We start from the raw sequence: 23,562 nt of genomic DNA on the forward strand, positions 1-23,562 counted from the left end.
AACCTCATTCCACAAAGCATTCCATGCCGCCGACGCACACAGAACACGACGCCACCCATTTGCACGCCCACCTGAAGGGCGACGCCCAGCACACCCACTCGTTCGAGGGGCGCAGCCAGAGCATCCTCGCGTGGGCGCTGGGACTGACCCTGTCATTTGCCGGCATCGAGGTGGCGGCCGGCTTCCTGTCCAATTCGCTGGCCCTGATTTCCGATGCGGGCCACATGGTCACGGACGCGGCCGCACTGGGACTGGCCCTGCTGGCGCAACTGATCGCGCGCCGCCCGCCGTCGCCGCGCCACTCGTTCGGCTTCGGCCGCGCCGAGGCGCTGGCCGCCTTCGTCAACGGCCTGGCCATGCTGTGCGTGGTGGGCTGGATCTGCTATGAAGCCGCGCTGCGCTTTTCCGCCCCGCAACCTGTCAAGGGCGGCATGGTCTTCATCGTCGCCTTCATCGGCCTGGCGATCAACGTGGTGGTGGCGTGGGTCTTGTCGAAAGACAAGCAAAGCGTCAACACGCGCGCCGCCCTCGTGCACGTGATGGGCGATTTGCTCGGTTCGGTCGCCGCCATCATCGCCGGCGCCGTGATTTACTTTACGGGCTGGATGCAGATCGACCCGCTGCTGTCGGTGCTGGTGTCCCTGCTGATCCTGAAATCGACTTTCGGGGTATTAAAAGAGTCGTACCACTTCCTGATGGAAGGTGTGCCCCTGCACATCGACTATATCGCCGTGGGCACGGACGTGGAGCAAGTGGACGGCGTGATTGCCGTGCACGATCTGCATGTATGGGACATGTCGCCAGGCCAGCCAGCCCTGATCGGCCACGTGGAAATCGAACACCTCGACCATTGGCCAAAGGTCTTGCGCGCGATCAAGAAGATGCTGTTGGCCAAGCATGGCATCGACCATATTACCTTGCAGCCGGAGACGGCGGCGATGGCGGGGTTACATCAGGGTGACAAAACCCACTGATTGAACCCAACGGCAAATACTGGGGTCGTACCCTTAGGGTACGACCCCAGCCTCTGCTCTTGGGTTGAACAAGATTAACTGCGTCTTGCTTCCAGCACCCCACTGACATCCTTGATCACATTCAGCGCCTTCAACAACTGCGCCGTCGAGCTGATCTCGGCCGTAAAGGTCATGCGGGCCTGGCCCTTGGCGCTTTGGGTGTTGACGCCGATGACGTTGATTTTCTCTCGCGAAAAGATTTCGGAGATGTCGCGCAGCAAGCCCTGGCGGTCGCCGGCGAGAATGAAGACGTCGACCGGATATACCGTGTCGTGCACGCCCGTGCTGCCCCACTCGGTAAAAATCACGCGCTCGGGCGCCTTGGCGCGCATTTCCTCGAAATTCTTGCAGGTGGCGCGGTGTATCGACACGCCCTTGCCGCGCGTGACGAAGCCGACGATGCTGTCCGGCGGCGCCGGTTTGCAGCACTTGGCCAGCACCGTCATCAAGCCCTCGGTGCCCACCACCAGCACGCCAGACTTGGCGCCCTGCTCCACGCTGGAAGCGCGGCTCTTGCCCACCAGCACGGCGTCTTCCGGCACCACCACTTCGCCATTGTCGTGCAGCGCCTGCTCCACGTGGCGCAGGCTGAATTCATCCTTGCCCACCGACAGGAACAGCTCGTCGACTTTTGCAAAGCCCAGCTTTTGCGCCAGCGCTTCCAGATTGACAGCCGTCTTGCCTTCGCGCTGCAGGGATTTTTCCACCAGCGCGCGGCCGTGGGCCAGGGTTTCCTGCATGTCGATGGCGTGGAACCAGGCGCGGATCTTCGAGCGCGTGCGCGTGCTGACGGCGTAGCCGGCGCCCAGCCAGTCGCGCGATGGACCGGCCGTACCCGGCGCCCCCTTGGCCGTGATGATTTCGCAGGTCTGGCCATTCTTTAATTGCGTATTCAGGGGCACCATGATGCCGTCGACCTTGGCGCCGCGGCAGCGGTGGCCCACGTCCGTGTGCAGGTGATAGGCAAAATCGACGGGCGTGGCGCCCACGGGCAATTCCAGCACCCTGGCCTGCGGCGTCATGACGAAGATGCGGTCGTCCAGGGTGGCCGATTTGAGCTTTTCCACCCATTCGCGCTGGATTTCTTCCTGGCCCACGACAGCGTCGGCCACTTCCGTCTTCCACGCCAGCAACTGGCGCAGCCAGGCGATCTTTTCGTCGTATTTCTGGCCCGCAAAGTTCGAGCCGCCCTCTTCCTTGTAGCGCCAGTGCGCGGCCACGCCGTATTCGGCAAAGCTGTGCATTTCATTGGTGCGGATTTGCACTTCCAGCGGGCGGCCATCCTCGGCCGTCACCACCGTGTGCAGCGACTGATACCCATTCGGTTTCGGCCGCGAAATGTAATCGTCGAATTCTTTCGGGATGGGGGTCCAGATATTGTGGACCACGCCCAGTACCGTGTAGCAAGTTTTCACGTCGGAAACGATGACGCGGAAGGCGCGCACATCGTACAGGGCCGTGAAATCGAGTTCCTTGCCGCGCATCTTGTTCCAGATGCTGTAAATGTGTTTCGGGCGGCCAAACACTTCCGCCTGAATACCGGCCGAGGCCAGTTCCGTCTGCAGGCGCAGAATCGCCGAGGAAACAAAGCCCTCGCGCATCATGCGCTTTTCTTCCAGCATCTTGGCGATGCGTTTATACGCTTCCGGTTCGATGAAGCGGAACGATAAATCTTCCAGTTCCCACTTCAGCTGCCAGATGCCGAGGCGGTTGGCCAGCGGCGCGTACAAATCCAGCGTTTCCTTGCCGTATTCGCGCGTCATTTCGTTGAACAGTTTTAGTTCAGCAAAGTAACGCAAGGTCGTCACGCAAGCGGCCAGGCGCACCAGCACGACACGCATGTCGGACGCCATCGCCAGCAGCATCTTGCGCAAGGTTTCCACCTGGGCCACGGCTTGCTGCGCCGCATTCTTGCCGCGACCGGCAGCGCTGCCGTGCTGCGCCTGGGTCAGCGCGCGCAAACGGATCAGCTGGCGCACGCCTGTCGCCAGGTCGCACACCTGCTTGCCGAAGCGCGGCTCGATATCGGCCGCCGTATCCGGCTCCAGCAGGGTCAGCTCGAACATCAGGCCGGCAATGCGCGTTTCCGCATCGCTGCGCAGGAAAGCCAGGGTGGTGGCCACGCCGATGGCGAATTCCAGCGCAGAACGGCCGGCAAAGGTCTGCTTGTCGCCATACGCTTCGGTGGCATACGCGAACGCGTCCAGCACGCGCGCGCTGTCCGGCGCACTCAAGCCCTCTACCAGTTGTTCCGAGGTGACGCTATTCGGGGCCGAGATGGAAACCATGTATTGCCTTATAAACTGAAAAACTAAATAACCTAGCGCTCTGCAGCGATGATGACGATTTCAACCAGGCACGCCGGATTGGCCAGCTTCGCCTCGACGGTGGCGCGCGGCGGGGTGTGGCTTGACGCGACCCAGTCATCCCATACTTCATTCATGCCATCGAAGTCTTTCATGTCGGCGATGTAGATCTGGCACGACAGGATGCAGGTCTTGTCGCTGCCCGCTTCCGCCAGCAAACGGTCGACATGGCCGAGCACTTCGCGCGTCTGGCCGACGATATCTTGCGTCGTGTCTTCGGCGATCTGGCCAGCCAGGTAGATGGTGTTGTTGTGTATGGCTACTTCGGAGAGGCGCTTGCCTACGTGCAATCGTGTAATTTCCATGCTTCTTCTTTCGGTTGTTTCAAAATCTGTACAGCGTTACTGATGATTACTTGTCCAGCAAAAACTTGCGCGCGATGGCGATCTGGTCGTCGTGCACGAAGGTGGGCGCATGGCCCACGCCGGCGATTTCCACCAGCTGCGCCTTCGGGCCCCGGCCCAGCATGATCTGCGCCGTCGCGTGCGACAGCAAATCGGACTCCGACCCGCGCACCAGCAAGGTGGGGCAGCGCACGGCATCATACGCGGCCCACAGCATGGCTTCGTCGCTGGCCGCCGATTCCGGCGTGGCCGAACGGAACGGCATGGCCAGGCCCATATCATAGTGGCGGCGCCAATGGCCATCCTTATCCTGACGCAACACATCCACCGCCAGTTTATGCCATTCCGCGTCCGTGTGCGGGCCGAAGCTGGCGGATACGTCACGCACAAACCTGGCGCCCTGCTCGAAGGTCTCGAAACGCAAGTCCTGGCCGATGTAGTCGCCGATGCGCTGCAAGGCTTCCGGCGCCAGGGTCGGGCCGATATCGTTCAGCACCAGTTTGCTGATCGGGCTGTTGGGCAACGATGCCAGGCCCAGGCCGATCAAGCCGCCCATCGAGGTGCCGAACCAGTCCACCGTCTGGCGCTCGCCATTGGCCAGCACGCGCGCCAGCAGGGTCACCATGTCGCTCACATATTGCGGTACGCGGTAAAACTGGGGATTGGCCAGCCAGCCCGAGCGCCCACGCCCGACCACGTCGGGGCAAATGACGCGGTAATCGCTGGCCATGGCGCGTGCCAGGTTGTCGAAGTCGTCCGCCACGCGCGTCACGCCATGGGCGCAGACGAGCACGTTCGGATTATCGGGCGCACCCCACTCTTTATACGACATGCGGTGCAAGCCCGCCGGCGAGATGCATTGCACTGACTTGATGCTGGCTTCGATCATGCGATTTCCTTATTTGATATAAAAAGAGCACCGCTTTCTGCCTGCCAAGGGATGTCCCGCGCGCGACGCTACGGCAGTGTAGCGCAGCGCGGGCAATGCTCCAAGCGCACGGCTGAAATGCTGCGCCGCAGCACAGCACTGGCACCTTCGCCATGGCGCAATACCCGATATAGCGAAACTGCATATCTGCGGTTATCCACAATTGAGCCGGCCCGGCAATGGGCGGATGATCGCAGCATCAACCCGCAAGAGGAGACCACTCGTGAAAAAACCATTCTATAAAATCCTGTATGTCCAGGTGCTGTTCGCCATCGTGGCAGGCGTGCTGCTGGGGGTGTTCTACCCATCGAACGCCGTCGACATGAAACCGCTGGGCGACGGCTTTATCAAACTGATCAAGATGATCATCGCCCCGGTGATCTTCTGTACCGTGGTCTCCGGCATCGCCGGCATGCAGGATGTGAAGAAAATCGGCCGCGTAGGCGGCAAGGCGCTGCTGTACTTCGAAGTGGTCTCCACCTTCGCGCTGGCCATCGGCTTGCTGGTTGCTAACATCCTCAAACCAGGCGCCGGCTTCAATGCCGATCCGGCCCACCTGGACGCCAAGTCGATCGCGCAATACACGCACGCCGAAGGCATGAGCACCGTCGACTTCGTGATGAACATCATCCCGAAGACCTTCGTCGATGCGTTCGCCAAGGGCGACATCCTGCAAGTGCTGCTGATCGCCATCCTGTTCGGCTTCTCGCTGTCCCTGCTGGGCGAGCGCGGCCGTCCGGTCACCAAGCTGATCGACGACCTGTCGCATGCCATCTTCGGCATGGTCAACATCATCATGAAAGTCGCTCCCGTCGGCGCGTTCGGCGCGATGGCCTTCACCATCGGCAAATACGGCCTGGCTTCGCTGATCCCGCTGGCTAAACTGATGGGTTCGTTCTACCTGACCTGCTTCCTGTTCGTCTTCGTCGTGCTGGGCCTGATCGCCAGGTACACGGGCTTCTCCATCGGCCGCTTCTTGCTGTACATCAAGGAAGAACTGCTGATCGTGCTGGGCACGAGCTCGTCGGAATCGGCACTGCCGGCCCTGATGAAAAAACTCGAGCGCCTGGGCTGCTCGAAACCGGTGGTCGGCCTGGTCGTGCCTACCGGCTACTCGTTCAACCTGGACGGCACCAACATCTACATGACCATGGCAGCCCTGTTCGTGGCACAAGCGACCAACACGGAACTGACCATCTGGCAGGAACTGACCATCCTGGGCGTGGCGATGCTGACCTCGAAAGGTGCGTCCGGCATCACGGGCGCCGGCTTCATCACCCTGGCCGCCACCCTGGCCGTGGTGCCGACGATTCCCGTGGCCGGCATGGCGCTGATCCTGGGCATCGACCGCTTCATGAGCGAATGCCGCGCGCTGACCAATTTTGTCGGCAACGGCGTGGCCACCATCGTCGTGTCGAAATGGGAAAAAGAACTGGACATGGACAAGCTGCACAGCGAGCTGGCCAATCCCACCCACCCGACCGACGACGCCTACGTCGCACCGAGCGTGAATATCGTCAAGTAAGCGGTAAGTCAATATTGAAAAGCCCCGCGGAGCGATCCTCGGGGCTTTTTGCATTGCGCGCAAGTTTGATCGCATCATCAACCAACAGTAAATCATGCATCAATATTTATCATGATGATCAATGAATAAAAAACCATTACAGTGCTGTCACCTGTTCGCCGCCAGGCTCCCGCATAATGACATTGCGTTAATGCAAGCCTGACACCGAACCATCCACTTTTTAAATGGAGTACGCCATGTCCCTCTCGCCCGCCCTCTACGCCACCTGGTCCCCACGCTTGCTGGGCCTGCTTCGCATCATCCTCGGTTTCCTCTTCCTGCAGCACGGCACGGCAAAACTGTTCGGCGCGCCGCATGTGGCCATGTTCGATGGCTTGCAACTGTTGTCCGTGATGGGCGCGGCCGGCGTCATCGAGCTGGTCGGCGGCAGCTTGCTGCTGGTGGGCCTGTTCACGCGCCCCGTCGCCTTCATCCTGTCGGGCCAGATGGCGGCCGCCTATTTCATGGCGCACGCGCCAAACGGTTTCCTGCCGATCCTGAACGGCGGCGAAATGGCCGTGATGTACTGCTTCACCTTCCTGTACTTCGCCGCTGCGGGCGCCGGCGCCTACAGCCTGGACGGCTTGCGCGGCAAGGCGGGCGCATAAAAAAAGGGCGGACATCGCTGTCCGCCCTTTCATTCCATACAACAAGCCATTTATACGGCCGAAACGTCCAGTTCTGCACCCGTGGCCGCCTGCACTTGCTCCTTGGTCACGCCCGGCGCCAGTTCCACCAGCTTCAAGCCGTTTTCCGTCACGTCGATGACGCCCAGGTCGCTGATGATGACGTCCACCACGCCCACGCCCGTCAGCGGCAAGTCGCACTGTTTCAGCAATTTATGCGACGTCGTGCCATCCTTGGCCGTGGCCACGTGCTCCATCAGCACGACGACGCGCTTGACGCCGGCGACGAGGTCCATCGCGCCGCCCATGCCCTTGACCATCTTGCCTGGAATCATCCAGTTCGCCAGGTCGCCCTTTTCCGACACTTGCATGGCGCCCAGGATGGCCAGGTTGATCTTGCCACCGCGGATCATGCCAAACGAGTCAGCCGAGCTGAAGTAGGCGGCGCCGGGCAAGGCCGTCACCGTCTGCTTGCCGGCGTTGATCAGGTCGGCATCGACTTCCGCGTCGGTGGGGAACGGGCCGATGCCCAGCAAGCCGTTTTCCGACTGCAAAAACACTTCCATATTGTCCGGCACATAGTTCGCCACCAGGGTCGGCAAGCCGATGCCCAGGTTCACATAAAAGCCATCCTGCAATTCCTTTGCCGCGCGCGCGGCCATTTCGTCACGTGTCCAAGCCATAATCATCTCCCAATCTTGTATTTAATCGGCGCGCACGGTGCGCTGCTCGATGCGTTTTTCCGGGTTCGCGTTGACCACGATGCGGTGCACGAAGATGCTCGGCGTATGCACCTGATCCGGATCGATTTCGCCCACTTCGACCAGTTTTTCCACTTCGACGATGGTGATCTTGCCGGCCATGGCCACGTTCGGGTTGAAATTGCGCGCCGTCTTGCGGTAAACCAAATTGCCGGCGCGGTCGGCCATGTAGGCTTTCACCAACGATACGTCAGCTACGAGGCTGCGTTCCATCACGTATTGTTCGCCATCGAATTCGCGCAGTTCCTTGCCGTCGGCAACGATGGTGCCCACGCCCGTCTTGGTGAAGAAGGCGGGAATGCCGGCGCCACCGGCGCGCAGTTTCTCTGCCAGGGTGCCTTGCGGCGTGAATTCCAGTTCCAGTTCGCCGGCCAGGTACTGGCGCGCGAATTCCTTGTTTTCGCCCACGTAGGAGGCGATCATTTTCTTGATCTGCCGCGTGGTCAAGAGCTGGCCCAGGCCGAAGCCGTCCACGCCGGCGTTATTCGAAATGGCCGTCAGGCCCGTCACGCCCGAATCGCGCAAGGCAGCGATCAGGGCTTCGGGAATGCCGCACAGGCCGAAGCCGCCGACGGCGATGGTCTGGCCATCTTGGACGATACCGGCCAGCGCCGAGGCGGCGTCAGGATAAACTTTATTCATGAGTGTCCCTCTATCTTTTGTTAAGCTTTGGTCTTGAGTCCATGACTCAGGCAGCGACTCAGCATAAAATACGCGAGTGGAAAGTACAATACCGTAGAACTACCGGCGCCGTGCCAGCAATCCCCCTGTGAGAGTGATACGTATCAGATGAACGCCGCGTCAGCCATCGATTATGAAAGCATCTTCCTGCACGCGCCCGTGGGCATGTGCATGTCGGAAAACCGCATCATGCGCAGCTGCAACGAGGCGCTGGCATCCATGTTCGGCTATGCGCGCGCCCAGCTCGACGACCAGTCCTTCGAAGTACTCTACCCCACGCACGACGAATTCCTGCGCACGGGTGACCGCATCATCCCCATCATGAACACCAAGGGCCGCTATTCGGACGAGCGCATCATGCGCCGCAGTAATGGTGAATTGTTCTGGTGCCATGTCACGGGCCACGCCATGCTGCCGGGCCAGCCACTGGGAGCGGGCATCTGGACGTTCGAGGATGTCAGCGAGAAACGTCCCGTGACGGCCCAGTTGACCCCGCGCGAGCGCGAAATCGCCGCCCTGCTGGTGGAAGGCAAGACCAGCAAGGTCATCGCCCGCCAGATCGACCTCAGCCCCCGCACGGTGGAAATGCATCGCGCCAAGCTGATGCGCAAATTCGCCGCCGCGACCTCATCCGAACTGGTGCACAAGCTGGTGGGACTGCAGCTGCAGCGCTAGGGGCCGCAACTGCCGGTTTCAACGCGGGGATTAAAACGTGCTCATGCCACCGTCTGCGGAAATGATCGCGCCGTTGATAAAGTGCGAATCCTCGCCCGCCAGCAGCAGCAGCAGCCCGTCCAGATCTTCCGGCTTGCCCGGACGCTTGTTCGGCAGCATCTCGATCAGCTTCTTGCCCTGCTCGGTGGCAAAGTAATCTTCGTTGATCTCGGTGGAAATGTAGCCGGGGCAGATGGCGTTGGTGTTGATGCCATATTTGCCCCACTCCACCGCCATGGCGCGCGTCATGTGCACCATGCCTGCCTTGCTCATGCAATACACGCCGATCTGCGGCAGCACTTGCAAGCCCGCCATCGAGGCGATATTGATGATGCGGTGCTGTTTCTTCGGGTCACCCTTGGCGCGCGCGATCATGCGCTTGGCCGTCTGCTGGGCCACGAAGAACGAGCCGCGCAGGTTGGTGTCCATCACGAACGAGTAATCTTCGGGCGTGACGTCGACCAGACGTTGCGTGGTGGAGACACCGGAATTGTTGACGAGAATATCGATGGGCCCCGCTTCCGTTTCCGCATGCGCGATGGCCGACTTGATGCTGGCGAAGTCGGTCACGTCGAGCGACACCACGTGCGCGGCGCCGCCATCGGCTTCGATTTCGGCGCGCAATTCCTTCAGGCGTTCGGTGCGGCGCGACGCCAGCACGACCTGCGCGCCCGCCTGGGCCAGCACTTTCGCAAAGCGCGCGCCGAGGCCGCTCGATGCGCCGGTAATCAGGGCAATCTTGCCCTCGAAATTGACTTCTATGCCCACGAGCTACTCCTGTTTTGTTTTAGATAACACTTTACACCGTGCCACTGGCACAGGGGCAAAATACCCTGCGTCACACTTGAGCAAAGGTAAACGCCATCATTACACAAAATGGCCGGATTTAGATTGCGGCGAGGGGCAATGTCACGCAAAATGGCGCCAAAGTTGCAATCCTCGCCAAAAACAAGCACACTCGTGCTTAAATTTATTCGAAGATTCCTCACCCACCCATTTAGTGACTAACAATCGAGACCATGACACAGCCTAATAACTTAGTTGAACAGTACGGACCGCGCGAGACCATGGAGTATGACGTGGTGATCGTCGGCGGTGGCCCCGCAGGCTTGGCGGCGGCCATCCGCCTGAAGCAGCTGGCCGCTGAAAAGAGCCAGGAAGTGTCCGTCTGCGTGCTGGAAAAAGGCGGCGAACTGGGCGCGCATATCCTGTCCGGCGCCATCATGGACCCGAAAGCGTTGACCGAACTGATACCGAACTGGAAAGAACTGGGCGCGCCCCTGAACACGGCAGTGACGGAAGACCGCATCCTGTTCCTGACGGAAACCAAAGCGTACAAAACGCCGAACTTCGCCGTGCCGGCCTGCTTTGAAAACCATGGCAACTACATCGTCTCGCTGGGCAATGTGGTGCGCTGGATGGGCCAGCAGGCGGAAAACCTGGGTGTGGAAATCTTCCCCGGCTTCCCTGCCGCGGAAATCCTCTACAACGACGACGGCTCCGTGAAAGGCGTGGCGACCGGCAATATGGGCGTCAAGCGCGATGGCGAACCGGGTCCCGACTTCCAGCTGGGCATGGAATTGCACGCCAAGTACACCCTGTTCGCCGAAGGCGCGCGCGGCCACCTGGGCAAGCAATTGATGGCCAAGTACGACCTCAACGCCGGCAAGGATCCGCAATCGTACGGCATCGGCATCAAGGAATTGTGGGAAATCGACCCGGCTCAGCACAAGCCGGGCCTGGTGATCCACTCGACCGGCTGGCCGCTGGACGCGAAGACCTATGGCGGCTCCTTCCTGTACCACCTGGAAAACAACCAGGTGATGGTCGGCTATGTGGTGGGCCTCAATTACGAAAATCCCTACCTGTCGCCATACGAGGAATTCCAGCGCTATAAAACGCATCCGGAAATCCGCAAATTCTTCGAAGGCGGCAAGCGCATCTCGTACGGCGCGCGCGCGATCACGGCCGGCGGCCTGCAATCGTTGCCGAAACTGGTGTTTGCCGGCGGCGCGCTGATCGGCTGCGATGCGGGCTTTTTGAACATGAGCCGCATCAAGGGCAGCCACGCCGCCATCAAGAGCGGCATGCTGGCGGCGGACGCGGCCTTCGGCGCGCTGGGCGAACAGCGCCAGCACGACGAACTGTCCAGCTACCCTGTCGCGTTTGAACAATCCTGGCTGCATGAAGAGCTGCACGTGGCGCGCAACGTCAAGCCTTGGCTGTCGAAAGGCCTGTACCTGGGCAGCGTGATGACGGCCGTCGACCAGATGCTCTTCCGCGGCAAGGCGCCATGGACCCTGCACCACACGCATGGCGACCACGAATGCCTGAAGCCTGCGGCCCAGTCGAAAAAGATCGTGTATCCGAAACCCGATGGCAAGCTGACCTTCGACAAAATGTCGTCCGTCTTCATCTCGAACACCAACCACGCGGAAGACCAGCCGATCCACCTGACGTTGAAGAACGCCAGCGTGCCCGTCGACGTCAACCTGGCCATGTATGCGGGTCCGGAAGCGCGCTACTGTCCCGCCGGCGTGTACGAGTTCGTGAAGAATGACGACGGCGCCGAACGCCTGCAGATCAATGCGCAGAACTGCGTGCACTGCAAGACCTGCGACATCAAGGACCCGACGCAAAACATCGTGTGGGTGACGCCGGAAGGCGGCGGCGGACCGAATTATCCGAATATGTAAGCTACTGATTCCTGGCAAGCAGCGAGGTAGAATGGCGTGGACGTCGCAAGATGTTCACGCCATTTTTTTCAAACTGAACTTTCTGAAGAAGATGTTTCTACAAAGCACTGCCAACCGTTACAATCGAAGGTGGCATACACTCTCCCCTCCTCTCATGCACGCTACCGATCCCGCAACATCGCCGCCGAGCGACGTTCAACAGCCGAGTCAACAGGAAATCGATCACATCGTTCGCCTGTATGAAAGCGGTGAGCAACTCCAGATGGAGGAGGCGACACGCGCCATGGTGGACGCCTGCCCCATGTCGGCGCTGGCCTGGAGCGTGCTGGGCATGGCCTTGCGGCTGCAGGGCAAGGACGCCTTGCCGGCCCTGCAGAAGACGGTGGAACTGGCACCCGACGACGCCGAAGCCCATCTTCACCTGGGCAATGCCCATATGGATGGCGGCCATCCCGACCTGGCCATGCCATATTTCATGCGCGCCCTGGAACTGGCGCCAGCCTTTGCCGAGGCGCTCAGCCGCCTGGGCGACGTGCTGCAAGCGCAAGGGCATCTGAAGGAAGCCGGGGAATGCTATGGCGGCGCGCTGGACATCGATCCCGCGCTGGCCATGGCGCATCGTGGCAAGGGCGATGTCTTGGTGGCGCAGCAACAATTTCAGTTGGCGCAGTCGAGCTATCGCCAGGCGCTGACACTGGAACCGGGCGCAGCCGACATTCATCGCAAGCTGGGCGACGTGCACGTCGCCCTGAACCGGCCCGATGCGGCACTGCAAAGCTATGCGGCAGCGCTGGAAATGGATCCTGAAAACGCCATGGCGCATGGCGGCATGGGCAATGTGCTGTTCCGCCTGGATCGCAATGCGCAGGCGGCGGCCAGCTATCGCAACGCCACGGCGCTGCCGACGGCAAACGCGGCTCACTACCATGGCCTGGGGCGCAGCTTGCATGCGCTCGGCGCAACGGCCGAGGCCGAAAGCGCGTACCGGCAATCGATCGCGCTCGACGCCTCGCTCGCCGCACCCATGCTGCATTACGCCGACCTGTTGCGTGAAACCCGGCGCAAGGAGCCGGCCATCGCCATCTACCAGGCGGCGCTACTGTTGGAACCCAATAATATCGACGCCCTCAACAACCTCGGCATGGCCCTGCAGGAAGACGGCCAACTGGAGGCGGCGCTGGCGTCCTTCCGGCAAGTGGCCCTGCTGGCACCGGACAATCCTGTCACCCACAGCAATATCGCCGCCGCCCTAAACGATATGGGACAGCGCGAAGCCGCGCTGGAAAGCTGCCGGCGCGCCGTGAAGCTGGGGCCAAAATCGACCGCCGCGCATGTCAACCTGGGCACTTGCCTGATGGAGATGGGCCGCCTGAGCGAAGCCGTCAACAGTTTTGAAACCGTGGTCAAACTCGATCCGCATCACCGCAGGGCGTATGTCAATATCAGTGACGCATTGAGCCGCCTGGGCCGTATCGACCAAGCCATCGTGCATTGCCGCAAAGCACTGAAGATCAACCCGGACTGGGATGAATTGCACAGCAACCTGCTGTTCTACCTGACGCATAGCCAGGACATCGACGCGGCCACCCTGTTTGCCGAACACCTGAAGTATGCCGAGCATTTCGAGGCGCCGTTGCGCGCCTCCTGGCCGCAGCATACCAATGTACGTGATCCCGAGCGCACGCTGCGCATCGGTTTTGTTTCAGCCGACCTGCACAACCACCCGGTGGCAAATTTCATCACGCCCATCCTCGAATGCTTGAGTCAATCCCGGCAAGTGGAAATCGTGGCCTACGCCAACAGCTTTCACGACGACCATGTCAGCCGGCACCTGCACGGCCTGTTCGCGGTCTGGCGCCAGGTTGAAAAACTGAGCCATGCGGAGCTGGCGCAACTGGTCACCAGTGACGCGATCGACATCCTGATCGACCTGTCGGGCCATACCGGCTTCAATCGCCTGCCCACTTTTGCGCGCAAGCCGGCACCGCTGCAGCTCAGCTGGATCGGTTACCCAGGCACCACAGGCTTGCAGGCGATGGATTATTTTCTGACGGATCGCTATTTTTCACCGCCCGGTGAGCTTGACAACCAGTTCACCGAGAAGTTGGTGCGCTTGCCTGCTACCGCGCCTTTTCTGCCATCTCCCGAAGCGCCTGCGATCAGCCCGGCACCGGCGATCGAAAATGGCTACATCACTTTTGGCAGCTTCAATCGGGCTGGCAAACTGAGCCGTGGTGTTATCGCCCGTTGGGCCGCATTGTTGCGCATGGTGCCAGAGGCAAAAATGCTGCTCGCGGCTATGCCCAACAAGCAGGCCAGCGACAGGCTGCGTTCGTGGTTTGCCCGCGAGGGCATCGACGCGGACCGGCTGACGTTTCATGGCTACACCAATATGCACGATTACCTGGCATTGCACAGCCAGGTCGACCTCTGCCTCGACACCTACCCGTACACCAGCAGCACCACCTGCTTTCACGCCTTGTGGATGGGTGTGCCCACATTGACCATGGTGGGTTCCACCTTGCCAGGCTACGCCAGTGCCGCCATCCTGTCGGATGCGGGATTGCAGGATTTCATCGCCCACGGAGAAGAAGAGTTCCTCGCCAAAGGAGTGGCGCACGCCAGCGATCCCGGCCGGCTTGCCGGCATTCGCCTGGAAATGCGCGAACGGATGCGCAACGCGGCCAGCGGGCGGCCCGACAAGATTACCCAGGGGCTGGAAGTCGCCCTGCGTCATATGTGGCAACGCTGGTGTGCGGGAGAGGTGCCGGCAAGTTTTGAAGCGACAAGTAGCGGTATTGTAGGGGAACCGCAAGAGGAAGGGCAACCATAAACCAAGAAGAAAAAAATGCGCCTGTCTACATTACACAGCCCACGCTGCTGCCCCTGGAGGAATTTATTCCTTACCTGGAGCAGATCTGGAATAACAAGATTCTGACCAACGGTGGGCCTTCCATCGCCAACTGGAGCAGGCCCTGGCCGATTATCTGGGCGTGAAATACATTTCGCTGTTTACCAATGCTACCCTAGCGCTGATGACCGCCTTGCAGTCCCTGCGTATCACGGGCGAAGTGATCACCTCTCCATATTCCTTTGTCGCCACTGCGCACTCCCTGCTATGGAATGGCATCAAGCGCGTATTTGTCGATATTGAACCAGGTACCTTCAATATCGCCCCCAGGAAAATGGAAACGGCGGTCACACCACGCACCACCGCCATCATGCCCGTGACTGCATTTCGAGGACTTCCTGTGCTTGTCGGGCGAAGTGTTTGTCGACGCCGGCGGATTCGACGGCGATACGACCGAGCTGTTCTGCGAACGCTATCCCGACTACCGGACCGTGTTCCTGTTCCTGTTCGAACCGTCAGCGAAGAACATGCAGGACGCAAAAACGCGCCGGGCGCAGCGGCACGGCATCAGCTTCATCGAACAAGGTATTTCCGACCAGGCCGCCGGATGCAGGTTCGGCCAGCGCAGTCAGTGCGGCCGGTTCGAGCAGTATCGAGGTAACCACCCTCGACCTAGCCGTCACGCAGGCCGTCAGTTTCATCAAGATGGATCTGGAGGGCTGGGAAATGCAGGCCCTGGCCGGCTCCCAGCGCCATATCCGCGCCGAGCATCCCAAGCTGGCCATTTCCGTCTACCATAACGCCGCCGATTTCCATCGCATCCCCGACTATATCGCCAGCATCCGCCAGGACTACGACCTGTATTTGCGCCATTACACGCAGGGCTGGTCGGAAACGATCATGTACTTCGTGCCACGCCGCAATACCGCTCAATCCCCGGCGGAATCAGCAGCTTAACAATGACAGGCCCCATCATGCCTACCACCACCAGCGCCCCCAGGTCAGCGCGCTACGCCCCAAAGTTCTTTTCCAGAAGGTTGAAACGAGCCTTCCCGACGCAAACATCACGTTCAGCGTCAGCATCCCCAGCAGCGCCATCGGTGGCATGACGCTGCTGGGAAGCTCGATCCTGGTCAGCCTTGCGAAGCTGACCGGGGCGCAGACTTTTTTTGAATTCGGCACCTACATGGGCGCCACCTCGGTTTTACTGGCGAGCAACGCACCGCCCGGCTCCCATGTCACCACGCTGGAGCTGCCGCCTGCCGAGATCGACCTGACCGCCGCCAGCGGCGACACGGCCGCCCTGATCCTGCAAAATGACACGGAAAACGACAATTACCTGCGCCGCCAGTTTGCGGAAAAAGGCGCGTTCTATATCGACCGCGCGCCAGTCGACGTCCAGTCCGCAATTACCCGCCTGCACCTGGACAGCCGCAAGCTCGATCCACAAGCGCAGCAATTGAGCTCTCAATTCGATTTCATCTTCATCGATGGCGGCCATGATGACGAGACGGTGGCACTCGATACCGCCAACGCACTGGCCATGGCCAAGCCTGACTCCGCTATCCTGTGGCATGACTACCGCTCGAAGATCCATGGCGACGTTACCCGCTTTGTCGATGATTTCAGTGGCGACCATGCCGTGAACCATATTGAAAATACCATGCTGGCCTTTATACTGAATGACAACTTCAAGTACCTGCTCGCACAATAACATGACAGAAAAAATCGCTGCAAAGCCACCAACCCGGGTCAATTGGTACCGCAGCAAGCTTGCAGGCACCGAACTGTCGGCCTTGATGCGGCGCTGCGACATGCAGGGGGCATTGCATGTCGCCAGCCATCTGCTGCTCTGCGGCAGCGGAACGCTGGCGTACTGCGCTGCTGCGTGCCGTACCGCAAGCCCGAATGGTCGTCAGCGCCATCCCCAGTGAACAGTTCCGCAACATGCTGCTGGGGTGGTTTGCAGAAGAAGGCATCACGGCAGAAAGCCTGAATTCTCATGACATCACCAGTACATCTGATTATCTGGCTTTGCACCGGCTGGTTGACGTCTGCCTCGACACCGCTCTGCAAGCGCAGGACAAGGACGCCTTGGCGGTGCTGCAACGCGCGGTAAAGCTCAGTCCCGCAGACGCCCAGGCACATGGCAACCCGGGCAATGCATGCCAGGATGCCGGCGACTACCGCGCCGCCATTGAATGTTATCGGCGCGCGTTGAGCTTGAGCCAACGTTGGCCGAAGCATCGCTTCGATGGCGCGGCCACGCACTATCGGCAGGCACGCGCGTTGGTTCCCGACGCCCCACAATGACATCACGACCTGGGCCAGGTACTGCAGGCAATGGCCCGCCTTGAAGAAGCGCATGCCAGTTTTTCGCGTGCGCAAGCGCTGGCGCAAGGCCATCCGAATCCTGACGGCCAAATAAATTTAAAAAATTTCCCATAAGAATTTAATTTTCCTGAGGGAATGGTCGTCTTGTACTTGGGAGAGCGCAAAAATGCTGCTCCGAAACGCAACCAACTAACTGGAGTATCTTTCATGCTGAGCCTTCACACCAATTCCGCGGCCCTGTCCGCCCAATCGTCGATCTCGAAAACCCAACAATCGCTGTCGACGTCGATGACGCGCCTGTCCACCGGCTACCGCATCAACTCGGCAATGGATGACGCTGCCGGCCTGCAAATTGCAACCCGCCTGAAAGCACAAACCAGCGGTATGGCCATGGCTATGCGCAACACGCAAAACGCCACCTCGATGATCCAGACCGCCGACGGCGCTTTGGGCGAAACCGTCAACATCCTGGTTCGCATGAAAGACCTGGCCACGCAAGCTGCCGACGGTTCGTCGACGGCTGACGACCGCAAAGCCATGCAAGCTGAATTCGACACGCTGACCAACGAACTGAGCAACGTTCTGGGCAACACCTCGTTCGCTGGCGCGAAACTGATGTCGAAACAGGCTACTGCACAAGACAGTGCAAATGCCAAAAACACCATGGAGATCAATAAAGCAGATGTGATGGGCTCCGATGGCGTTGGCGCAACTGACGGCAAGAAGTTCGACATGGACGAAGCGAAAACCGCTTACGACGCCGCCTTACTCGCCTACCAAGGAGACCCAACAGATGCAGCCTTGGCAACAGATCTGGTAGACACCGGCAAAACGCTGGCAGATACCACCAAACTGTACGATGTTGCTAACGCAAAATACACTGCATCCGTTGCATATGAAGCCACCGTAGACGCCAGCTTCACCTCCGCAACAAATGGCAACGGCAAATTTGCAGGTAATCTGGATTTCCAGATCGGCGCATCGACAACTGAATCGATGAGCTTCGACCTGTCTTCCCAACTGACCGCGATGCATGCCGCGATCGGCGGCGCCACGAAAGAATACAACAGCTTCGGCGCAGCTTCGGCAAGCGCCGGCACTGAACTGACCGGCGTTGGCACCGCATCGACATCGATCGACAAACTGCAAACCGCCATCGATGCCGTCGGTACCGCCCGTTCGGCACTGGGCGCCGCTGGTAACCGCCTGGACCACGTCGCCACCAACCTGGCCAACGTCAGCACCAACACCCAGGGTGCATCGGGCCGCATCATGGATACCGACTTCGCGACCGAAAGCTCGAACATGACCGCTTCGCAAATGCTGCTGCAAGCTGGTACCGCCATGCTGAAACAAAGCAACAGCATGTCCTCGATGGTCATGTCCCTGCTGCAATAATAGCAAGCGCGTCCTGACCTGGCTCAGGTCAGGCCGACCAGAGCCAACTGCGCAAGCAGTTGGCTTTTTTTTATTCATCCCATGCGGGAGGAGCAGCAATGGCGATAGAGCGTGTGTCCGCAGGCAATCCCCTGCCCCTGATTACCCAGCGCTTCGACGTCAGCCCTGCTACGCCGATGACACCGGGCGTGGTGCAGCCGCTGGTGCCCATCGGGCCCTACATGGCACCCGCGCCAGACGCCGGCACCCTGCCCGCCCAGTTGGCGCAAAAAGGCCAGGATAGCCTGGCATCCCTGATCAAACCGAATGCCGATGGTACGGGCGGCGCCATGCCGCGCGACAGCAGCGCCATGCAGGTCAATCAACTGTTCTTCACGCGCCAGCTGGTCTGGCAGCCGCCCGACGCGGCGCAGCTGGCCGCCTCGTGGCGCGTGATGGTCAAGACGTATGGCGAGCAATACGCCGCCCTGCAGGAACAGGCGCGCGGCCAGCATGTGCCGGGCAACCTGTTCATGGCCGAGCAGCAACCGGCCCTGCTGCGCGAAGGTGCCCGTCCACCGTTGACGGTCGACAGCGAAGCGTGGCGCTTTGCCGTGTATGGCTGGGGCGGCCAGCGCCTGCTGCTGCGCGTGCTGGCCAGCGACGAAGACGAAGAGGCAACGCCGAGGCGGCGCGGCAAGGTGGCGCTGCGCGTCGAACTGCTGATTGCCGGCATCGGCCGGGTGGTGATCCAGATGGAACCGTCCGGCGACGGCGTGCTGCTGGAACTGGCGGCCGACGAGGAAGCCGCGCTGCGCCACTTGCGCCTGGCCCTGCCCGAGATTGCCGCCGCCGTGCGGCGCGCGGGCTTGCGCGTGCTGCGCTGCCGCCTGAACCGCCAGTTGCACGCGCAGCGCGTGCATGGCAATTACCCGATGCAGGCGGGCGCCGCCTCGCTGTCGCTGTCGCTGTTCCGCGCCATGGCCGAAGTGGCACTGCTGCTGACGCAGCCGGAAGCGGAAGTGGCGGCCGATCCCGAAGCGCCTGCGGCACACGCCGCCGAAGCCGAAGAGGAGCCCATCATCGTCTCGAAGGAAGTGGCGGCACCGCTCGGTTACGACTATGGCGATGAGGAAGAAACGGCGCAAGGCCGCACCGTGCTGCTGCTGGCCGACGGCCAGGAGCACGAGCTGCTGCCGCCCATCGACGAGCAGGATTGATGCGGCAAGATTGATACAACAGAATTGATACAGCATAAAAAAACGGCGCCCGCAGCGCCGTTTTTCATTTTATCCCACCGTGCCGATGATGCTCACTTCGCGGTTTTCCGGGATTTCGTTATACGACAGCACATGCAGGCCCGGCGCGAACAGGCGCGCATAGCGGGCCAGCAGCGGACGGATCTGCGGCAGCACCAGCAGCAGCGGCGGCGTGGCCTGCTGCTTCATCTGCTCGCGCGCCACCGGCATGTTCACCTGCAGTTGCGACAGCAGGTGCGGGTCGATCGGGTAATTATCCAGGGTCACCTTGCCGGACTGGCGCGCCTGGTTCAGCGAACCGAGCAGCATGTTTTCCAGCTCGCCACCAAGGTTAAACGCCTGCATTTCCATCTTCTGGCCAAACAGGCCGCTGACGATCTGGCGCCGCAGCGCGCAGCGCACCTCGGCCGCCAGCAGGATCGGATCCTTGGTAGTTTCCGAACTGTCGAGCAAGGTAGTGGCGATGGGCACGATATCCTTCAGTGACACGTTTTCTGCCAGCAAGACGCGGAACACGCGCAGCATTTGCGTGTGCGTGAGGGCCTTGTCCAGCGCGCCGGCCAGCTTGGGCGACAAGGCCGTCAGGCGCTCCATCATGTTCGAGACGTCTTCGTGGCGGAACAGTTCCGGCAAGTATTCGCGCACCATCTTCGACAAGTGCGTGGCGATCACGCTGGGCGCTTCGATGACCTGGTAGCCCAGGCCCAGCGCATGCGCCTTTTCACCGGGCTCGATCCAGGTGACGGGCATGCCGTAGGCCGGTTCGATGCCGGGAATGCCATCGAGCTGGCCATACACGTTCGGCGACGGGATCGCCATCAGGCGGTCGGCCTGCACTTCCGCCTGCGCCACCACGGTGCCCGACAGCACGATGGCATACTGCGACGGCTTCAGGGCCAGGTCGTCGCGCACGCCGATGTTCGGCAGCAGCAAGCCCATCGATTCGGACAGGCTCTGGCGCACGCCCTTGACGCGCTTGGTCAAGGGTTCGCCTTGTGTTTTATCCACCATGCCCACCAGTTTATAGCCGAGCATCACCATCAGCGGCTGCACGGCAGGCAGTTGCTGCCACTCCATCTCGGCAGGCTTGTCCTCGCGCAAGGCCGCCTCGATGGCCGCCATGTCGGCCGTATCGGGCCCCTTCACGCGCTTGGTCAGGCGCCATGCCACGAAGGCCAGCACGCCGGCAAAGGTCATGAACATGAACCACGGCATGCCCGGAATCAAGGCCAGCGCCACCATCATGCCGGACGCGCTGAAGATCACCGTTGGCGAAGTCAGCACCTGACCCGCCACTTGCTGTTCGAAGTCGCCCGAATCGCTGATACGGGTCACCAGGATGGCGGCCGCGGCCGACAGCAGCAGCGCCGGGATCTGCGCCACCAGGCCATCACCGATGGTCAGCAGTGCGTATTGACGGAAAGCATCGCCGAACGACAGGTCGTGCATCAGCGAGCCGATGGCCACGCCGCCGACCATGTTGATGATCAGGATCAGGATACTGGCGACGGCGTCGCCGCGCACGAACTTCGACGCGCCGTCCATGGCGCCATAGAAATCGGCTTCAGCGGCCACGTCCTTGCGGCGCAACTGGGCTTTTTCCTGGTTGATCAGGCCGGCGTTCAGGTCGGCATCGATGGCCATCTGCTTGCCCGGCAAGGCATCGAGGGTAAAGCGCGCGGACACTTCCGAGATGCGCTCGGCACCCTTGGTGACGACGGCGAAGTTAATGATCATCAAGATCACGAAGACCACGATACCGACGACGAAGTTACCTCCGATCACCACGTTACCGAAGGCCTCGATCACCTTACCGGCCGCGTCCGCGCCCGTATGGCCGTGCAGCAACACCACGCGCGTCGACGCCACGTTCAACGTCAGCCTGAGCATGGTGGTGGCCAGGATCACCGTCGGGAAGACGGAGAAATCGAGCGGTCGCTTGGCCGACACGCTGACCAGGATGACGATCAGAGCCAGCACGATGTTGAAAGTGAACAAGATATCGAGCAGCACCGGCGGCAGCGGCAGGATGATCATTGCCAGGATCACCAGCAGGAACAGCGGCGTGGCGAACTTGTGGCGGCGCATTTCGGCAACCACGCGGTTCAGGAAATTCATGAAGGGACTACCTCGCTCAAATGAGATGGCACGGCCATCTCGGTGGGTAATACGGGCTGGGCAGCACGCTGCCCGGACCGGAATGCTTTCAGTTGCAGTATGTAGTTGAGCACCTGCGACACGGCCTGGTACAACTGCACGGGAATCTGCTGCTGTACCTGGCTGGTGTTGTAGATGGCGCGCGCCAGCGGCGGCAACTCCAGCGTTTCAATATGGTGCTCCTTCGCCACTTGCCGGATATACAGCGCCATCTCGTCGACGCCCTTGGCAACGACAAACGGCGCCTCGGCGCGGTCCTGGTCATACTTCAATGCAACGGCGTAGTGCTCGGGGTTGACGATCACCACGTCGGCGTCGGGCACGGTCTTGCGCACGCTGCGCCGGCCGATCTGCTGCTGCAACTGGCGGATGCGCTGACGCACTTCGGGCCGGCCTTCGCTGCTTTTATGCTCTTCCTTGACGTCCTGCTTGCTCATGCGCTGGTCGCGGGAAAAAAAGAAGGCCTGCGCTGGCACGTCGATGATGGCAAACAGGATGAAGACGGAAATGAGGGCCATCAAGCCGTCGAGCATCAGCGCCGAGCCATCGAGCATGGCTTGCTGCAGGGGCCGGTGTTGCAAGTCCACGTACTGCGTCAGGCTGGAACGGCAGACATGCACGATCACCATGCCCAGCACGCCGGCCTTGGCGATGGACAGGCCGAATTCAAAGCCATGCTTGGGCGACACCAGGCGGCCCAGATTCTTGGCCGGGCTCAGGCGCTCCATCTTCGGCATCCAGTTCTTGCCGCTGATGACCCAGCCGCCGGGAATCAAGGAGCCGAGCACGACAAACAGGGGCACGCAAAACAGCGGCACGATCATCTTGATCAGCAAGCCCACCGAGGTGGTAAACGCCATCGACATGGCATTGTCGAGCGCGCCCTTGCTGTCGAGCGGCATGAAAGCCATGGCGAACAGTCCGCGGAAGGTATCCAGATAAGAAGGCAGCAGAAACACGAACAGCTTCATGCTGATCAGGATGCCCAGCGCCGTCGACAGGTCGCGCGAGCGCACCACCTGCCCTTCCTGGCGCGACTTCTTCAGCTTTTGCTGTGACGCCTTTTCGGTCTTGTCGCCGGTGCTGTTATCCGCCATGGGCCACCCGCATCTGTTCGGCGATCATGTCCAGCACGCGATTCGTCATCGCAATATAGTGTTCCGGGATAAAGCGCACGATCTGCGCCAGCATCAGCAGGCCGAACACGGTAATCATGGAAAAACCCAGCGAAAACAGGTTCAGCGACGGCGCCACGCGGTTCAGGAAGCCGAAGCCCAGTTGCACCACCATGGTGGAAAAGACGATGGGCAAGGCCAGCAGCATGGCGGCGGCGAAGATCCACGCCACGTTGTAGGCCACCGTCTGCAGCAGCAGCGGGGCATAGCCCTGCCCCACGGGCCAGGCCTTGAAACTGGCGCCGATCACGCCCGTCAGCACCAGATGGCCGTCGATGGCAAAAAACACGATCATGCACATGATGGTGAGCAGACCCGTGATCACGTCCGACGAGGTGCCGTTGAGCGGATCGTTCATGACGGCCATGGAAAAACCCACCTGGCTCGACACCAGGTAGCCGAGCACCGACATCACCGACATGGCGAAGTGGAAGGCCAGGCCGAGGACGAAACCGATGACGGCCTGCTCCAGGGTAGCGACGATGGCGTACAGCGAAAACGGATCGATTTTCAACAAGTCCTGCGAGATGCCCGAGGCCTGCATCACGGGCAGCATCAGGATCGCCAGCACCAGCGACAGCAAGATGCGCACGGTGACGGGCACGACGCCGTCGCCGATCACGGGCGAGGCGCTGAGCATGGCCAGGATGCGGCAGAACGGCCACCACACGGCCAGCAGAAACGGCAGCACCTGATTGAAAATCTGATCCATGGGC

Annotated in this window: 20 protein-coding genes and 1 pseudogene; 12 read left to right on the forward strand and 9 right to left on the reverse strand. The window is 60.8% G+C overall.

The window, feature by feature from the left end:
• The first annotated feature begins 23 nt into the window (after nt 1-23).
• Entirely contained in the window at nt 24-974 is a 951-nt protein-coding gene (locus CLU93_RS00440; RefSeq protein ID WP_099759543.1) for a cation diffusion facilitator family transporter, read from the forward strand.
• Between the two features lie 74 nt (nt 975-1,048).
• Here CLU93_RS00440 and CLU93_RS00445 read toward each other — a convergent pair whose 3' ends face one another.
• The 3 genes from CLU93_RS00445 to CLU93_RS00455 are packed head-to-tail and all read right to left on the reverse strand — an operon-like array spanning nt 1,049 to nt 4,612.
• Entirely contained in the window at nt 1,049-3,301 is a 2,253-nt protein-coding gene (locus CLU93_RS00445) for a RelA/SpoT family protein (protein WP_099759544.1), read from the reverse strand.
• 32 nt (nt 3,302-3,333) lie between these two features.
• The gene (locus tag CLU93_RS00450) at nt 3,334-3,684 is read right to left on the reverse strand and encodes a RidA family protein (RefSeq protein WP_099759545.1); all 351 of its coding nucleotides are present in this window, start codon (nt 3,682-3,684) and stop codon (nt 3,334-3,336) included.
• 46 nt (nt 3,685-3,730) lie between these two features.
• Complete coding sequence (locus CLU93_RS00455) at nt 3,731-4,612, reverse strand: alpha/beta fold hydrolase (RefSeq protein ID WP_099759546.1); 882 nt, start codon at nt 4,610-4,612, stop codon at nt 3,731-3,733.
• 226 nt (nt 4,613-4,838) lie between these two features.
• On the opposite strand from CLU93_RS00455, the gene CLU93_RS00460 reads away from it, so the two are divergent.
• Together CLU93_RS00460 and CLU93_RS00465 are read left to right on the forward strand one after the other, a co-directional pair.
• On the forward strand, nt 4,839-6,176 hold the full coding sequence (locus tag CLU93_RS00460; RefSeq protein WP_257224809.1) for a dicarboxylate/amino acid:cation symporter: 1,338 nt from the start codon (nt 4,839-4,841) through the stop codon (nt 6,174-6,176).
• Between the two features lie 236 nt (nt 6,177-6,412).
• Nucleotides 6,413-6,823, forward strand: coding sequence for a DoxX family protein (locus tag CLU93_RS00465; protein WP_099764159.1), 411 nt, complete (start codon nt 6,413-6,415; stop codon nt 6,821-6,823).
• Nucleotides 6,824-6,873: 50 nt separating this feature from the next.
• Here the strand turns inward: CLU93_RS00465 and CLU93_RS00470 are convergent, their stop codons facing one another.
• Together CLU93_RS00470 and CLU93_RS00475 are read right to left on the reverse strand one after the other, a co-directional pair.
• The gene (locus CLU93_RS00470) at nt 6,874-7,524 is read right to left on the reverse strand and encodes a CoA transferase subunit B (protein WP_071077802.1); all 651 of its coding nucleotides are present in this window, start codon (nt 7,522-7,524) and stop codon (nt 6,874-6,876) included.
• Between the two features lie 21 nt (nt 7,525-7,545).
• Nucleotides 7,546-8,244 (reverse strand): CoA transferase subunit A, encoded by a 699-nt coding sequence (locus CLU93_RS00475; RefSeq protein WP_099759548.1) that lies wholly within the window; start codon nt 8,242-8,244, stop codon nt 7,546-7,548.
• 147 nt (nt 8,245-8,391) lie between these two features.
• Here CLU93_RS00475 and CLU93_RS00480 point away from each other — a divergent pair, with 147 nt between their 5' ends.
• Nucleotides 8,392-8,958, forward strand: coding sequence for a LuxR C-terminal-related transcriptional regulator (locus CLU93_RS00480; RefSeq protein WP_099759549.1), 567 nt, complete (start codon nt 8,392-8,394; stop codon nt 8,956-8,958).
• A 30-nt stretch (nt 8,959-8,988) separates the two neighbouring features.
• On the opposite strand, the gene CLU93_RS00485 is transcribed toward CLU93_RS00480, so the two are convergent.
• Nucleotides 8,989-9,765, reverse strand: coding sequence for an SDR family oxidoreductase (locus tag CLU93_RS00485; RefSeq protein WP_034752351.1), 777 nt, complete (start codon nt 9,763-9,765; stop codon nt 8,989-8,991).
• A 251-nt stretch (nt 9,766-10,016) separates the two neighbouring features.
• On the opposite strand from CLU93_RS00485, the gene CLU93_RS00490 reads away from it, so the two are divergent.
• From CLU93_RS00490 to CLU93_RS00525, 8 genes and pseudogenes are all read left to right on the forward strand, one after another.
• On the forward strand, nt 10,017-11,693 hold the full coding sequence (locus CLU93_RS00490) for an electron transfer flavoprotein-ubiquinone oxidoreductase (RefSeq protein ID WP_180287766.1): 1,677 nt from the start codon (nt 10,017-10,019) through the stop codon (nt 11,691-11,693).
• A gap of 262 nt (nt 11,694-11,955) precedes the next feature.
• Nucleotides 11,956-14,526 (forward strand): tetratricopeptide repeat protein, encoded by a 2,571-nt coding sequence (locus CLU93_RS00495; protein WP_180287767.1) that lies wholly within the window; start codon nt 11,956-11,958, stop codon nt 14,524-14,526.
• Nucleotides 14,523-15,004 (forward strand): annotated as a pseudogene (locus CLU93_RS00500) (DegT/DnrJ/EryC1/StrS family aminotransferase); the annotation flags it as partial. The gene CLU93_RS00495 and the pseudogene CLU93_RS00500, both read left to right, overlap by 4 nt.
• Nucleotides 14,965-15,501 carry an FkbM family methyltransferase gene (locus tag CLU93_RS28805; protein WP_180287768.1) on the forward strand — a complete coding sequence of 179 codons (537 nt, stop codon included), beginning with the start codon at nt 14,965-14,967 and terminating at the stop codon, nt 15,499-15,501. The pseudogene CLU93_RS00500 and the gene CLU93_RS28805, both read left to right, overlap by 40 nt.
• 148 nt (nt 15,502-15,649) lie before the next feature.
• Entirely contained in the window at nt 15,650-16,258 is a 609-nt protein-coding gene (locus CLU93_RS00510) for a class I SAM-dependent methyltransferase (RefSeq protein WP_099759553.1), read from the forward strand.
• 116 nt (nt 16,259-16,374) lie between these two features.
• A complete protein-coding gene (locus CLU93_RS00515; protein WP_143451680.1) occupies nt 16,375-16,857 on the forward strand; it encodes a tetratricopeptide repeat protein in 483 nt (160 codons plus the stop codon).
• Nucleotides 16,858-17,085: 228 nt separating this feature from the next.
• Nucleotides 17,086-18,276, forward strand: coding sequence for a flagellin N-terminal helical domain-containing protein (locus tag CLU93_RS28415; RefSeq protein ID WP_257224810.1), 1,191 nt, complete (start codon nt 17,086-17,088; stop codon nt 18,274-18,276).
• A gap of 98 nt (nt 18,277-18,374) precedes the next feature.
• Nucleotides 18,375-19,475, forward strand: coding sequence for a hypothetical protein (locus tag CLU93_RS00525; RefSeq protein WP_180287769.1), 1,101 nt, complete (start codon nt 18,375-18,377; stop codon nt 19,473-19,475).
• 69 nt (nt 19,476-19,544) lie between these two features.
• On the opposite strand, the gene CLU93_RS00530 is transcribed toward CLU93_RS00525, so the two are convergent.
• From CLU93_RS00530 to CLU93_RS00540, 3 genes are read right to left on the reverse strand one after another with little or no spacing between them, the layout of a single operon-like run.
• Nucleotides 19,545-21,632 (reverse strand): flagellar biosynthesis protein FlhA, encoded by a 2,088-nt coding sequence (locus CLU93_RS00530; RefSeq protein WP_099759555.1) that lies wholly within the window; start codon nt 21,630-21,632, stop codon nt 19,545-19,547.
• A complete protein-coding gene (locus CLU93_RS00535) occupies nt 21,629-22,768 on the reverse strand; it encodes an EscU/YscU/HrcU family type III secretion system export apparatus switch protein (RefSeq protein WP_099759556.1) in 1,140 nt (379 codons plus the stop codon). The genes CLU93_RS00530 and CLU93_RS00535 overlap by 4 nt, the downstream gene beginning before the upstream one ends.
• Nucleotides 22,758-23,558, reverse strand: coding sequence for a flagellar biosynthetic protein FliR (locus CLU93_RS00540; protein ID WP_099759557.1), 801 nt, complete (start codon nt 23,556-23,558; stop codon nt 22,758-22,760). The genes CLU93_RS00535 and CLU93_RS00540 overlap by 11 nt, the downstream gene beginning before the upstream one ends.
• Nucleotides 23,559-23,562 lie beyond the last annotated feature (4 nt).

It is taken from the genome of Janthinobacterium sp. 35 (assembly GCF_002754575.1).
Lineage (GTDB): Bacteria > Pseudomonadota > Gammaproteobacteria > Burkholderiales > Burkholderiaceae_D > Janthinobacterium > Janthinobacterium tructae.